General features: G+C 59.6%; 11 protein-coding genes. 6 read left to right on the plus strand and 5 right to left on the minus strand.

The genetic code is table 11. The annotated features are described in order from the left end of the window. Positions 1–82: 82 nt before the first annotated feature. Positions 83–2,584 carry a circularly permuted type 2 ATP-grasp protein gene (locus ACI2KB_RS17700; RefSeq protein WP_404636469.1) on the plus strand — a complete coding sequence of 834 codons (2,502 nt, stop codon included), beginning with the start codon at positions 83–85 and terminating at the stop codon, positions 2,582–2,584. Next, entirely contained in the window at positions 2,584–3,480 is an 897-nt protein-coding gene (locus ACI2KB_RS17705) for a transglutaminase N-terminal domain-containing protein (RefSeq protein WP_404636470.1), read from the plus strand. The genes ACI2KB_RS17700 and ACI2KB_RS17705 overlap by 1 nt, the downstream gene beginning before the upstream one ends. On the opposite strand, the gene ACI2KB_RS17710 is transcribed toward ACI2KB_RS17705, so the two are convergent. Further along, positions 3,461–3,586 carry a hypothetical protein gene (locus ACI2KB_RS17710; protein ID WP_404636471.1) on the minus strand — a complete coding sequence of 42 codons (126 nt, stop codon included), beginning with the start codon at positions 3,584–3,586 and terminating at the stop codon, positions 3,461–3,463. The genes ACI2KB_RS17705 and ACI2KB_RS17710 overlap by 20 nt on opposite strands. Positions 3,587–3,779: 193 nt before the next feature. Here ACI2KB_RS17710 and azu point away from each other — a divergent pair, with 193 nt between their 5' ends. After that, positions 3,780–4,226: an azurin gene (azu, locus tag ACI2KB_RS17715; RefSeq protein ID WP_404636472.1), complete on the plus strand. Its 447-nt coding sequence runs from the start codon at positions 3,780–3,782 to the stop codon at positions 4,224–4,226. A gap of 153 nt (positions 4,227–4,379) precedes the next feature. Here azu and ACI2KB_RS17720 read toward each other — a convergent pair whose 3' ends face one another. The 4 genes from ACI2KB_RS17720 to ACI2KB_RS17735 all read right to left on the minus strand — a co-directional run bounded on the left by ACI2KB_RS17720 (position 4,380) and on the right by ACI2KB_RS17735 (position 8,973). Further along, a complete protein-coding gene (locus ACI2KB_RS17720; RefSeq protein ID WP_404636473.1) occupies positions 4,380–5,396 on the minus strand; it encodes a DUF1338 domain-containing protein in 1,017 nt (338 codons plus the stop codon). A gap of 219 nt (positions 5,397–5,615) precedes the next feature. After that, positions 5,616–6,443, minus strand: a complete 828-nt coding sequence (gene nadE, locus ACI2KB_RS17725; RefSeq protein ID WP_404636474.1) for an ammonia-dependent NAD(+) synthetase — start codon at positions 6,441–6,443, stop codon at positions 5,616–5,618. 63 nt (positions 6,444–6,506) lie between these two features. Next, positions 6,507–7,706 (minus strand): nicotinate phosphoribosyltransferase, encoded by a 1,200-nt coding sequence (pncB, locus tag ACI2KB_RS17730; RefSeq protein WP_404636475.1) that lies wholly within the window; start codon positions 7,704–7,706, stop codon positions 6,507–6,509. 361 nt (positions 7,707–8,067) lie between these two features. Continuing rightward, positions 8,068–8,973: a LysR family transcriptional regulator gene (locus tag ACI2KB_RS17735; protein ID WP_404636476.1), complete on the minus strand. Its 906-nt coding sequence runs from the start codon at positions 8,971–8,973 to the stop codon at positions 8,068–8,070. A gap of 163 nt (positions 8,974–9,136) precedes the next feature. On the opposite strand from ACI2KB_RS17735, the gene ACI2KB_RS17740 reads away from it, so the two are divergent. The 3 genes from ACI2KB_RS17740 (at position 9,137) to ACI2KB_RS17750 (ending at position 13,594) form a co-directional block, all read left to right on the plus strand. Continuing rightward, on the plus strand, positions 9,137–10,627 hold the full coding sequence (locus ACI2KB_RS17740) for an aldehyde dehydrogenase family protein (RefSeq protein WP_404636477.1): 1,491 nt from the start codon (positions 9,137–9,139) through the stop codon (positions 10,625–10,627). A 192-nt stretch (positions 10,628–10,819) separates the two neighbouring features. Beyond that, entirely contained in the window at positions 10,820–12,103 is a 1,284-nt protein-coding gene (locus ACI2KB_RS17745; RefSeq protein WP_404636478.1) for an NAD(P)/FAD-dependent oxidoreductase, read from the plus strand. Between the two features lie 357 nt (positions 12,104–12,460). Further along, positions 12,461–13,594 (plus strand): ABC transporter substrate-binding protein, encoded by a 1,134-nt coding sequence (locus ACI2KB_RS17750; RefSeq protein ID WP_404636479.1) that lies wholly within the window; start codon positions 12,461–12,463, stop codon positions 13,592–13,594. Positions 13,595–13,611 lie beyond the last annotated feature (17 nt).

Consider the following 13,611-nt stretch of genomic DNA (forward strand, 5'->3'; position numbering starts at 1 on the left):
AAAGTGGCCGCAGGGAAGCGAGCCACTGCGTGTCACTTTGTCTGCGCTAATCTGACTCCTTTAGTTGTCTGCCGAGCCTTCCATGCCCGACCTGCTTGACCGATATCCGCTCTCTGCGGGTAGTTATCACGAAATGCTCGACGCCAGCGGCGCTGTCCGGCCCCATTGGCAGCGTTTCTATGAGCATTTGCAACGCAGCACGCCTGCGCAGTTGATTCAGCGTCAGGCGCTGCTCGCTCGCCAGATCCAGGAAAACGGCGTGACCTACAACGTGTACGCCGACCCCAAAGGCGCAGACCGCCCGTGGGAGCTGGATTTGCTGCCGCATTTGATTCCGGTCGAGGAATGGCAGCAGGTCGCCGCCGGTATTGCCCAACGAGCCCGTTTGCTCAATGCAGTGCTCGCCGACCTATACGGCCCGCAAAAACTGATTGCCGAGGGCCTGCTTCCTGCTGAACTGGTGTTCGGGCACAACAATTTTCTTTGGCCGTGTCAGGGCGTCACGCCGCCAGAAAACACCTTTTTGCATGTGTACGCCGTGGACTTGGCGCGCACCCCCGATGGCCGTTGGTGGGTTACAGCAGACCGTACGCAGGCGCCGTCGGGTGCCGGTTACGCCCTGGAAAACCGCCTGATCGTGTCTCGGGCGTTTCCCGAGTTGTATCGCGATCTGGAGGTGCAGCACCTGTCCGGGTTCTTCCGCTCCTTGCAGGAAACCCTCGCCCGTCAGGCGCCGAGTGGCATGGAGGTGCCGTTAATCGTGCTGTTGACGCCGGGCCGTTTCAACGAAAGCTATTTTGAACACCTCTACCTTGCGGGGCAGTTGGGCTATCCATTGGTAGAGGGCAGCGACCTCACGGTGCGCGACGCCACGGTTTATTTGAAAACCCTCAGTGGCCTGCGCCGTGTGCACGCGATCATGCGTCGCCTCGATGATGACTTCTGCGATCCACTGGAGCTGCGCACCGATTCCGCGCTCGGCGTGCCGGGCCTACTGGAAGCGGTTCGCCAAGGGCGTGTTGTGGTGGCTAACGCACTGGGCAGTGGTGTGTTGGAGTCGCCGGGCCTGTTGGGCTTTCTGCCGAAAATCAATGAGTACCTGTTTGGCGAAGAACTGATCCTGCCGTCGATTGCGACTTGGTGGTGCGGCGAACCTCCGGTGCTCGCTCAGGCATTGGAAAAGATGCCTGAATTGCTGATCAAACCCGCGTTTCCTTCGCAGAGTTTTGCGCCGGTTTTCGGCCGTGATTTGAACGAAGAACAGCGTCAGGCGCTGGCCGCTCGTATGCAGGCGCGGCCTTACGCTTACGTCGCGCAGGAGTTGGCGCAACTGTCCCATGCGCCGGTTTGGCAGGGTGAACAGGCGCAATTGCAGCCGCGTGCCATCGGCATGCGGGTGTATGCCGTCGCCGCCGCCGATGGTTATCGTGTTTTACCGGGCGGCCTGACCCGCGTGGCCGCAGAGGCCGACGCCGATGTGGTGTCGATGCAACGCGGTGGTGCGAGTAAGGACACCTGGATTCTCGGCGAACGCACGGTGGGCAGCGAGCCTTGGCGCAATCGCCATTCGCTCGGCGTCCACGACCTGATTCGCCGCGATCCTTATCTGCCGTCGCGGGTGGTGGAAAACCTGTTCTGGTTTGGTCGCTATTGCGAACGTTGCGACGACAGCGCCCGCTTGCTGCGGATCATGCTCGCCCGCTATGTCGATGGCGATGATCCAATGGCGCTGCAAGCGGCCGTGGAATTGGGGGAACGCCTGAATCTGGTGCCCAGAGAGGACGAAGACGAGCCTCGCGAATTGCACGAGCGCCTGCTCGATGCACTGTTGGGTGAAGAGTGGCCGTTCAGCCTGCGCTCGAACCTGCAACGCTTGCAGTGGGCGGCGTCGCAAGTGCGCGGCAAGCTGTCGCGAGAAAACTGGCAGGCATTGGTGGAATTGCAGCGTGAAGCGGCGAATCTGGATACCGACACGCCAGACTTCGGCGAGTTGCTGGATTTTCTCAACCGGCTGGTGATGTCGTTGGCGGCCTTGTCAGGCTTTGCGCTGGACGACATGACCCGCGACGACGGTTGGCGTTTCCTGATGATTGGTCGACGCATCGAGCGTTTGCAGTTTCTGAGTGCCAGCCTGGCGGCGTTTCTGCGCAGCGATGCCGTGTTTGATCAGGATGCGCTGGACTGGCTGTTGGAGTTGGGTAACAGCAGCATCACCTACCGCTCGCGTTATCTGGCGTTGCCGCAGTTGATCCCGGTGCTCGACCTGCTGTTGCTCGACGAGCAAAACCCCCATGCGGTGCTGTTTCAGCTCAAAGTGGTCAGGCGCTCTGTCAGGCGTTTGAACGACGATTTTGGCGTGCCCCACGAAAACAGCCTTACGTTGCTGACCCAGCGTCTGGCCACCTTCGATCTGGGTTGTCTGGAAAACGGACTGTTTGGCGAGAGCAGCGTCAAGTCCGCGCTGCACGGGCTGGCGGACCTGTTGCAAAGCGTGGGCGAGATCAGCGGGCAGGTGTCTGATCGCCTGTCTCTGCGCCACTTTGCCCATGTCGATGATGTCAGCCAGCGCACGGTGTCCGTCTGATGAACAGCGCCCATTACGAAATTCTTCACGATACCCACTACAAGTACGACAGCCCGGTCTCTCTGGCGCAGCAACTGGCGCATTTGTGGCCGAGGGTCAGTCCTTGGCAGCGCTGTATCGAACAGCGACTGGAAATCAGCCCGGAGCCGACCACTCGGCGCGACGAGCAGGACGTGTTCGGTAACCCGCTGACCCGGTTGGCGTTCGAGCGCCCTCACGATGAGTTGCAGGTCAACGCACGGTTGCTGATTGAAGTGCTGGCGCGCCCAGTGCTGGAGTTCCAACAGTCGATGCCGTGGGACCTCGCCCGTAGCACCCTGACGTACAGCGCTTCGAAGATGTCGCCAGACATTCTCGACGCTTGCCGTTACCGCTTCGAATCGCCTTACGTGCATCTGAAGCAGTCGTTCGTGGAATTTTCCACTGACTGTTTCCCGATCGGAAAACCGCTGCTGCTTTGCGCGCAGGCGTTGATGGAAAAAATCTTCGACGAATTCACCTTCGATGGTGAAGCGACGCAAGTGGCCACACCCTTGGTGGAAGTGCTGGAGCGCCGTCGGGGCGTCTGCCAGGACTTCGCCCATCTGATGCTCGCTTGCCTGCGCTCTCGCGGGTTGGCAGCGCGTTATGTCAGCGGCTATCTGCTGACTCAGCCGCCACCCGGCCAGCCACGACTGATCGGCGCCGATGCCTCTCACGCCTGGGTGTCAGTGTTTTGTCCGACGCTGGGCTGGGTGGATTTCGACCCCACCAACAACATCCAGCCTGCTCTGGAGCACATCAGTCTGGCGTGGGGGCGTGACTTTTCCGACGTCTCGCCGCTGCGCGGCGTGATCCTCGGTGGAGGCAATCATGACCCGGAAGTGCGGGTGACGGTCATGCCGCTGTCGGAGTGACAGCGCGGCGATAGTCGCTGTAATCCTGAGTGGCACTGTCGTAACTGCCGCTGGCGCCACAAGCATAGGCCGCGAGCAAACTACGGAAGAGGGCGTTGAGGTTCATGGCGGTCATCCTGAACGAGTAAGTGACAAGCTGATCTTAAAGCGGCACTGTAGCGCTCGCTGCTTGATTGTCTCCATGGCCCTGATAGAGGCCACCCAGACATGTTTCATAATCTGTGGTTGATAACTTGTTTAAAGTTGAGGCACTCTTTGTATACAAAAAACAAGAGCAACCCCATTCAGGAGACTCGTACATGATTCGCAAGCTCGTTGCTGCATCCCTGCTGACCCTGGCCAGCGGGCATCTGTTGGCCGCTGAATGCTCGGTGACGGTGGACTCCACCGATCAGATGTCTTTCAACACCAAAGCCATCGAAATCGACAAGAGCTGCAAGGAATTCACCGTCAACCTGGAGCACTCCGGCAGCCTGCCGAAGAATGTCATGGGTCATAACCTGGTGATCAGTAAAGAGGCTGACATGCAGCCCATCGCCACCGACGGCCTGAGCGTTGGCATCGACAAGGATTATCTGAAAGAAGGCGATGCACGCATCATCGCCCACACCAAGATCATCGGTGCGGGTGAGAAAGCTTCGCTGAAGATCGATGTGTCGAAGCTGGACCCGGCGCAGAAGTATGGTTTCTTCTGCTCGTTCCCGGGTCATATCAGCATGATGAAGGGCGTCGTTACCCTGAAGTAAGCGTACAGTTGTGGGGGCCGGCTTGCTGGCGAAAGCGTCAAGTCAGACACCGATGCGTTGAATGACACACCGCTTTCGCCAGCAAGCCGGCTCCCACAATGACGGAGGTCTAGCCGTGAGAGCTGCGTCGAAGGTTTGTAAGGGCCTGCGCGATCAAGACGCCGTCATCTTGAAAATCCCCTGCGCATTGCTACTGTCGAAATTCAGATCGAGCTTGCCGTTTTCCGGGTCGATCTTGCGCTGAATGAACTCCACGAACGACCCTGGCACCTGATGCGCTCTGGCCACGCCCTCGGCGTCCAGCAATTCCCGGCTTACGATGCAGGCTTTGTAGGCCGTCTGCATCACACGGCCCGACGCTGATACCTCAATGCTGTCCTTCATCGGGCGCTCGCGACGAATCTGTTCCTCCACCGTAGCTTCCAGATGATCGACCCGGTCCGTCAGGTGGTTGAAGCTGTTGCCCTCGGTGGAAATCCACGCCATCTCTGCGCTTTCGCTGAGCAATTGGCGATAGTCCGCTTCCTGCACAACACCATGCTGACGACCGAACGCGCGATACAGCCCCGGCAGCAGCCGCGTGGCCTCTTCCAGGCTGCAATGGCGGGTGGTGTGCAGACGTTTGAGGATGCTCAAGTCCTCGGCGCTCAACGGATCACGACTCGACGCCACCACGCGGCCGACTGCGTTCTGGAACGCCTGGCTCAAACGCCCCGGATGCAGCTCAGAGACGAAGAACTGCGCGATGTCTTCCGGCAGGTCCATTTGACGATAGCCCCAGCCGGTCATGTTCAGCTTGGTCAGTGGATAAGTGCGAACGTCGGTGAAGCCCAGAGGCTCCAGCAGACGAGAGAAGGCCAGACGCCCCCGCGGCAGCTCGCCGTTCTCTGCCCAATCGACGGTGCGAATGGCGCCATGATCGAACACCACTTTACGGCCAGATTCGAACTGTTCATCGACATAGCGCAGGCCATCCGGCACCGCTTCTACCAACTTGTGGAACAGGCACAGGTTCAGTGCTTCTGCGAGCCAGACGCGATGGATCGCGTCGTTTGACCAGGAGAAGTTCTGCAGCGCCTGCGGGACGTCGACACGGCGTTCAAGCCATTCGGCAGCGGGCTGGCCGACGGTTGACGCGACGAGGGAGAAGAGGCCTTGGAATGCGGTCATGGGTAGCGGCTCTGAGCGAGAAAGTCAGGACGCTATGTAAGCCCCGTTGGGCGGGTGGGACAAGCGAAAAAAAACTGCGGATTCATTCCGTTTTCTATTGAACGACGCCAAATGTGATTTTGTAGGCGCGCGCTTGCTCGCGAATGCAATCCGTCAGACACCTGTTTGCATCTGACACTCCCTCATCGCGGGCAAGCGCGCTCCTACGAAGAGCGAGCATCAAGGGGCGTAGGGAAGGTCGCGCTTGTGCTGGGTTTTGCGGTAGGTGTTCACAATGATGTCGAACGCTTCCTGACGCAGCGGCTGGCCGTGCAGGAAGGCGTCGATCTCGACGTAGGTTACGCCGTGAGAGGCTTCGTCGGGCTTGCCCGGCACCAGATCTTCCAGGTCAGCAGTCGGAATTTTCTCGACCAGAAACTCTGGCGCGCCGAAGCTGCGGGCGATGGCGCGAACCTGATTTTTCACCAGGCCGCTCAATGGCGCCAAGTCGCAGGCGCCGTCACCGAACTTGGTGAAGAAGCCCATCACGGCTTCCGCCGCGTGGTCAGTGCCAATCACCAAACCACCACGAACGCCCGCGATGGTGTATTGCGCGACCATGCGCGTGCGTGCTTTGACGTTGCCTTTGACGAAGTCCACAGCCGAATCGGACTGACCTTCGAATGCTTTCACCTGCTCGACCAGGCCTTTGACCGACGGCGCGATGTCTACGGTGTGGCGCTCGTCCGGGTTGATGAAGTCTACCGAAGCGGTGGCTTCGTGCTCATCGTGCTGAATGTGGTACGGCAGGCGTACGGCGATGAACTGGTAGGCGTTGTCGCCAGTACTCTCGCGCAATTCCTTCACGGCACGCTGGGCCAGCAGGCCAGCGGTCAGCGAGTCCACACCGCCGCTGATGCCCAGTACCAGCACTTTCAGACGGGCGTTTTGCAGGCAGTCCTTGATGAACTGGATTCGGCGCGCAACCTCGGTTTCAAGCTCACCCTGATTGGCGAAGGGCGGCTGGACCTTGAGCTCCCTGGCGATCTCGAGTTGTACGGCTTGCATGATTGACTCCTTATGAAGAAGAAAAAGAGGCATGTAAAAAAGTGAGGCGCTACGGTGCTCGTTTCAGGCTGGCACCTTGAATACGTGACGCAGGTAGGACACGAATTCCGGGTCCTTGCACTGGGTCTTGCCGGGCTCGTCGGAAATCTTGGCGACGGGCTGACCGGCGCAAGCGGTCATTTTAAGCACGATGCTCATCGGCTGAACGCCCGGTACGTCGGCGGTCAGGTTGGTGCCGATGCCGAAGCTGACATTGATGCGACCGCGCAAGGCACGGAAGATGTCCAGCGCCTTGGGCAGGTTCAGACCGTCGGAGAACACCAGCGTCTTGCTCATCGGGTCGATGCCCAGTTTCTGGTAGTGGGTGATGCACTTTTCGGCCCACTGCACGGGATCGCCTGAGTCATGGCGCAAGCCGTCGAACAGCTTGGCGAAGAACAGATCGAAGTCGCCAAGGAAAGCGTCGGTGGTGATGCAGTCGGTCAGCGCGATGCCCAGCAGGCCACGGTATTCCCGGACCCAGCAATCGAGGGCGGCAATCTGACTGTCGATCAGTCGAGGTCCCAGTTGCTGGTGCGCCATGATCCATTCGTGGGCCATGGTGCCAAGGGGTTTGAGGTCGAATTTGCGTGCCAGGTGGACGTTGCTGGTGCCCACGAACTGACCGGGGAAATCCTTTTTCAGCACGGACACTACATCTTCCTGAACCGCGTACGAGAACCGCCGACGGGTGCCGAAATCCGCGACTTTCAATTCGGCCAACTCCTCGGGTGTCGCGGCCTCATGCAGCCAGTCGAACTTGCGATAGAGCTGGTCGCGGGCCTGGATCAGCAGGGTGTCCGGGTTGCGATGGCGGTTTCGGACTTCGCTGACGATGGCAAGGATCGGCACTTCGAACAGGATCACGTGCAGCCAAGGGCCGGACAGGCGAATGCACAGCTCATCGTTTTCGATGCCGGTGTAGACGTAACGCAGGTTGAAGCGGAACAGGCCTAGGAAGCGCAGAAAATCCGGCTTCATGAAGTTGATACGTTCCAGAAATCCGGTTTCTTCGACGCTCAGGGACAGGTCGCACAATTGCTCGATCTGATGGCGAATTTCCGTCAGGTACGGCCGCAAGTCTTCACTGTTTCGGCAGCGGAACTCCCACTCAACGTCGACGTTGGGGTAGTTGTGCAGCACTGCCTGCATCATGCTCAGTTTGTAGAGGTCGGTATCGAGCAGGTTCTGAACGATGCGATCTGCGAAAGCGCTCTCACTCATTGTGTCGCTCCAGCCAGCAGAGGCCGCCACGTTGCGGCCCATGAAAAAATAGGTGTCGCATACAACCTTGCGGTAGCGCCTGGTATTGGCTCCATGCCACTACGTCCGGTTTGTTATTGACGAAGAGCGACATAATGCCAGTCGACGCGGGGTTGGGGCAGAAATGTTTCAGCGCCGATGGCTCAACCGTCGATTGTTGGAGCCGGTTGCTGGCGAATGCGGCACGCCAGTTACCGCTACGGTGAATGACGCACCCCTTTCGCCAGCAAGCCGGTTCCCACATTGATGTGTGTCTAACCATGGATTTGTGTTTGGCCACGCAACATGGAATCTCCCACAGGGTGATCGTGATTCAGATCATTTACCGCGGCGTTGGGTTATCCAACTGCTCCAACATCCACTCCACGAACACCCGAATCTTGGGCACCTCCGCGGCATGCTCCGGATAGGCCAGGTAGTAGGCGTCGTGGCTGGGCAGTGCATGAGCCCATGGAATGACCAGCTTGCCGTCGGCCAGTTCTTCCTCCACCAGAAAGCGCGGCAGCAGCGCCACGCCACAACCGACCTGCGCGGCGCGAATGCACATGTAGAACGTCTCGAAACGCGGGCCATGGTAGCTGTGTTCGGTCTGGTAGCCCTGACTATCGAACCACTCGTGCCAGCCTTGAGGGCGATGGGCGCATTGCAGCAACACCAAGTCGGTGAGTTGCGTGGGGTGGGTAAAGGGCTTTTCCGGGAGGATGTCCGGCGCACACACGGGCACCAGTTCTTCGCCAAACAGTTTCACGCTCTCTGCACCGGGACGCGCGCCTTGGCCGAAATAGAACGACAGATCGCAGCGGCTTTGCGCCAGATCGTCGCTTTCCTGCTCGTTCACCAGGTCCAGATGGATGTGCGGATGGCGCAGACGCCAGCCTTTCAGGCGCGGGACCAGCCAGCGGGCGCCGAAGGTCGAAGGCGTCGACACGCGTAGGACCTCAGTTTCACCGCCGTAGGAACGTAGAAAGTGGGTGGACATCTCCATCTGCGTGAGGACTTTTCGCACCTCTCCCAGATACAACGCCCCGGCGGGCGTAAGTTGCAGCCTACGACGCACGCGTCTGAACAACAGGTGCTGGACCAATTCCTCAAGCTGCGCCACCTGTTTGCTGACGGCGCTTTGGGTCAGGTTCAGCTCTTCGGCGGCGCGGGTGAAGCTCAGGTGTCGGGTCACTGCTTCGAAACATTGCAGGGCGGTGATGGACGGCAGGTGGCGTCGGTTCAGCATATTCAGACGTGCTCAGCATCAGCATGAAAAAACGGAATGATATCTCGCTTAATCGTCGTTTGTTGCGCGACGCAACGCCAGCTATTACTAGAAGCTGACGAAAGAACTGAATTTCAGCATTCCGCGTTCGCGCTTTTCGATTCCACAGAATCCAGGAGAAATCATGCTTAACGACCTGCTCACTCGCCTCGGTGTCGACCCTGCGCTTTATCAGAAGGGCGACAAGCCTGTTCATACCCCGATCGATGGCAGCCAGGTCGCTTCGGTGAACTGGGAAAGTGCCGCTGAAGTCGAGCAACGCATCACCCGCGCCGAGCACGCGTTCGAAGCCTGGCGCAAAGTGCCAGCGCCGCGCCGTGGCGAGCTGATTCGTCTGTTCGGCGAAGCGCTGCGCAAGCACAAGGCCGATCTGGGCGAACTGGTGTCGTGGGAAGCCGGGAAAATCACTCAGGAAGGTCTGGGTGAAGTGCAGGAGATGATCGACATCTGCGACTTCGCTGTTGGCTTGTCGCGCCAGATGTACGGCCTGACCATCGCTTCCGAGCGTCCGGGTCACCACATGCGTGAAACCTGGCACCCGCTGGGTGTCGTGGGCGTGATCAGCGCGTTCAACTTCCCGGTGGCCGTCTGGTCGTGGAACACCGCGCTGGCGCTGGTGTGCGGCAACTCGGTGATCTGGAAGCCTTCGGAAAAGACCCCGCTGACCGCGCTGGCCTGTCAGGCGTTGTTCGACCGCGTGGCGGCTGAATTTGCGGATGCCCCGCAGTTCCTTGCGCAGTGCGTAGTGGGCGGTCGCGATGCAGGCGAGGCGCTGGTCGACGACGCTCGCGTTGCCTTGGTCAGCGCCACCGGCAGCACCCGCATGGGTCGTGAAGTGGCGCCGAAGATTGCCGCGCGTTTCGCTCGCAGCATTCTGGAACTGGGCGGCAATAACGCGATGATTCTGGCGCCGAGTGCCGATCTGGACCTGGCCGTTCGCGCTGTGTTGTTCAGCGCCGTCGGCACGGCGGGTCAGCGTTGCACCACGCTCCGCCGTTTGATCGCACACAACTCGGTCAAGGCCGAGTTCGTCGAGCGCTTGAAAGCGGCCTACGCCAAAGTGCGCATCGGCCATCCGCTGGAAGGCAACCTGGTCGGCCCGCTGATCGACAAACAAAGCTTCGAAAACATGCAGGAAGCGCTGGAGCAGGCCCAAAGCGAAGGCGGCAAGGTGTTCGGCGGCAAGCGCCAACTGGCTGACAAATTCCCGAATGCGTTCTATGTGTCGCCTGCGATCGTCGAGATGCCGGAGCAAAGCGATGTGGTGCGTAGCGAGACCTTCGCGCCGATTCTGTACGTGGTCGGTTACGACGAATTCAGCGAGGCCGTGCGCCTGAACAACGATGTGCCGCAAGGTCTGTCGTCGTGCATTTTCACCACCGATGTGCGTGAGGCCGAGCAGTTCATTTCGGCGCTGGGCAGCGACTGCGGCATCGCCAACGTCAACATTGGCCCGAGCGGTGCAGAGATTGGCGGCGCGTTCGGCGGCGAGAAGGAAACCGGCGGTGGCCGTGAATCCGGTTCGGATTCGTGGAAAGGCTACATGCGTCGCCAGACGGCGACCGTGAACTACTCCCGCGAGCTGCCGTTGGCGCAGGGGATTACGTTTGATTGATGCCGTAAGGTAAGCGCTTTTCCTTTGTGATGATCGTGCCCACGCTCTGCGTGGGCATGCCTTGATGGACGCTCTGCGTCCGTTTTTGTGTGACGCAGAGCGCCACCAACGGCGTTCCCACGCGGAGCATGGGAACGATCAGTAACGATCGGTATAACTTGAATCATCGTTTGTCCTTTCCGAGGTTTTGCGATGCCGCTACGCGAAGAATGTCTGTGGGAAACGCTGACGCCGCAGAGGCCTGAGGCGCCAGCGTTGAAAGGGGAAGTGACCGTCGATGTGTGCGTGATCGGCGCAGGCATCACGGGGTTGTCGGCGGCGATTCACCTGCTGGAGCAGGGCAAGACAGTCGCCATCGTCGAAGCCCATCGCACTGGGCAGGGCGGTTCGGGGCGTAACGTGGGATTGGTCAACGCCGGGCTGTGGATTCCTCCCGACGAAATCGAAGCCGGTTTCGGCGAGAAAATCGGCAGCCAGCTCAACACCATGCTCGGCAACGCGCCGTCATTGGTGTTCAGCCTGATCGAAAAATACGGCATCGACTGCCAGGCCACGCGCAAGGGCACGCTGCACATGGCGCACAACGCCAAAGGCGAGCTGGATTTGCGCAGTCGTGAAGAACAGTGGAAACGCCGTGGCGCACCGATTGAGTTGCTCACCGGCAAGGCCTGTCAGGAAGCGACCGGCACCAAGGAGATTACTTCAGCCTTGCTCGACCATCGTGCGGGCACCATCAACCCGATGGCTTACACCAGTGGCCTCGCTGCTGCCGTCACGAAACTCGGTGGTCAGCGTTTCGATCATTCGCCGGTCAAACGCCTCGAACGTCAGGGCCAGCGCTGGTGCGTGATCACCGAAAACGGCTCGGTCATCGCCGATCAGGTGGTCATCGCCTCCAACGCCTACACCGAAGGCGAATGGACCGAACTGCGCCGCAACTTCTTCCCCGGCTACTACTATCAGGTCGCTTCGGCACCGCTCACCGAAGAGGCTGCGCAGCAAATTTTGCCCGGTGGCCAAGGCTCGTGGGATACCCGCCAGGTACTGAGCAGCATTCGTCGCGATGCTGATGGCCGCTTGTTGCTGGGCAGTCTGGGCAACGGCAATCAGAAGCCGGCATGGTTCCTCAAAGCCTGGGCGGATCGCGTGCAGCAGCACTATTTCCCGTATCTGAGAAAGGTTGAATGGGAGTGCACCTGGACCGGTTGCATCGCGTTTACGCCCGATCATCTGCTACGCATGTTCGAACCTGCACCAGGACTGGTCGCGGTGACCGGGTATAACGGCCGTGGCAATACGACGGGCACAGTGGTGGGCAAGGCGTTCGCTGATTACCTGTGCGGCGGTAACGCGAGCGTACTGCCGATTCCGTTTGCACCTATGCAGCCGCTCTCGGCCATTGGTTTGCGCAGCTCTTTATATGAGGCTGGCTTTTCGCTATACCACGCAGGGCAGTGCCTCAGAATTGTGATCTGAGGCGAAATGTCTGTCATAAATCAGCGCTTTTTCGCGCATCCACTAACCTGAAATGGTGCGTCCCGTAGCGACCCCGCACCGGCGGTGTGCAGTTCGGTGACGCAGGCTGTAACAACAGGGTTGTACAGGTCAGGTTGGCGTGGTTGCGCATTTTATTCAGGAGGGTTGCCCTTTATAAGTCGCAGGGTTGCACCTTGCGCGGTTTAGACGGTTGCACGCCCAGTAAAAAAGGGCCCGAATCAGTCGGATAACAACAAAACGACGACTTTTTTCAGAATAAAAAACCGATGGCACGCCCCTTGCTCAGAGCATCTCTGTGGTCGCAGTGCTAATTAAAAAACCTAGGAGCACCAACTCATGTCGCAGACGTTTTACAGGAAAGGCTTTCTGGCACTCGCAGTCGCTACTGCAATGGGTGCGGCTACTTTTGCGCAGGCTGACGTCAAGATCGGCGTTGCAGGCCCGATGACCGGCGCCAACGCCTCGTTCGGCCTGCAGTACATGAAAGGCGCTCAGGCAGCGGCTGATGCCATCAACGCTGCGGGCGGTGTGAACGGCGAGAAGATCGTTCTGGTTCAGGGCGATGACGCGTGCGAGCCGAAACAGGCCGTAGCAGTCGCCAACAAGATGTCTCAAGAGAAAGTCGCTGGCGTCGTTGGCCACTTCTGCTCTTCCTCCACCATCCCCGCTTCGGAAGTCTATGACGAAGCCGGTATCATCGCGATCACCCCAGGTTCCACCAACCCGACCGTTACCGAACGCGGCCTGAGCGCCATGTTCCGTATGTGCGGCCGTGACGACCAGCAAGGCGTCGTGGCGGGTGACTACATCGTCGACGTGCTGAAAGGCAAGAAAGTCGCCGTAATCAACGACAAAGACACCTACGGCAAAGGCCTGGCTGATGCCACCGCCAAACAGCTGACCGCCCGTGGCGTGAAGCCCGTGCTGGAAGAAGGTCTGACCCGCGGCGAGAAAGACTTCAGCGCCCTGGTCACCAAAATCCGTTCCGTGGGCGCCGACGTTGTCTACTTCGGCGGCCTGCACCCGGAAGCCGGTCCTCTGGTTCGCCAACTGCGTGAGCAAGGCCTGAAGGACGTCAAGTTCATGTCCGACGACGGCGTTGTGACCGACGAACTGGTGACCACCGCTGGCGGCGCGCAATACGTCGACGGCGTGTACATGACCTTCGGCGCCGACCCGCGCCTGCTGCCTGACAGCAAGGCAGTGGTCGAAGAGTTCCGCAAGTCCGGTTACGAGCCTGAAGGTTACACCCTGTACGCGTACGCTTCGGTTCAGGCCCTGGCCGCTGGCTTCAACGGCGCCAAGTCGAACAAAGGCGAAGACGCTGCCAAGTTCCTGAAAGCCCACCCGGTCAAAACCGTCATGGGCGAGAAAGCCTGGGACGCCAAAGGCGACCTGAAGGTCTCCGACTACGTGGTCTATCAGTGGGACAAGGACGGCAAATATCACCAGCTCGAAAAGCAGAAGTGAGTTGAGCCTCTAGTCGG

The sequence above is a fragment of the Pseudomonas sp. NPDC088444 genome (genome assembly GCF_044900175.1).
Taxonomy (GTDB): Bacteria; Pseudomonadota; Gammaproteobacteria; order Pseudomonadales; family Pseudomonadaceae; genus Aquipseudomonas.

Excerpts from the sequence above, each read along its gene's own strand:
- ACI2KB_RS17700 (WP_404636469.1), top strand. The coding sequence starts at position 83 with ATGCCCGACCTGCTTGACCGATATCCGCTCTCTGCGGGTAGTTATCAC.
- ACI2KB_RS17735 (WP_404636476.1), bottom strand. The coding sequence starts at position 8,973 with ATGCTGAACCGACGCCACCTGCCGTCCATCACCGCCCTGCAATGTTTC.
- pncB (WP_404636475.1), bottom strand. The coding sequence starts at position 7,706 with ATGAGTGAGAGCGCTTTCGCAGATCGCATCGTTCAGAACCTGCTCGAT.
- ACI2KB_RS17750 (WP_404636479.1), top strand. The coding sequence starts at position 12,461 with ATGTCGCAGACGTTTTACAGGAAAGGCTTTCTGGCACTCGCAGTCGCT.
- ACI2KB_RS17745 (WP_404636478.1), top strand. The coding sequence starts at position 10,820 with ATGCCGCTACGCGAAGAATGTCTGTGGGAAACGCTGACGCCGCAGAGG.
- ACI2KB_RS17740 (WP_404636477.1), top strand. The coding sequence starts at position 9,137 with ATGCTTAACGACCTGCTCACTCGCCTCGGTGTCGACCCTGCGCTTTAT.
- azu (WP_404636472.1), top strand. The coding sequence starts at position 3,780 with ATGATTCGCAAGCTCGTTGCTGCATCCCTGCTGACCCTGGCCAGCGGG.
- ACI2KB_RS17705 (WP_404636470.1), top strand. The coding sequence starts at position 2,584 with ATGAACAGCGCCCATTACGAAATTCTTCACGATACCCACTACAAGTAC.
- ACI2KB_RS17710 (WP_404636471.1), bottom strand. The coding sequence starts at position 3,586 with ATGAACCTCAACGCCCTCTTCCGTAGTTTGCTCGCGGCCTATGCTTGT.
- nadE (WP_404636474.1), bottom strand. The coding sequence starts at position 6,443 with ATGCAAGCCGTACAACTCGAGATCGCCAGGGAGCTCAAGGTCCAGCCG.
- ACI2KB_RS17720 (WP_404636473.1), bottom strand. The coding sequence starts at position 5,396 with ATGACCGCATTCCAAGGCCTCTTCTCCCTCGTCGCGTCAACCGTCGGC.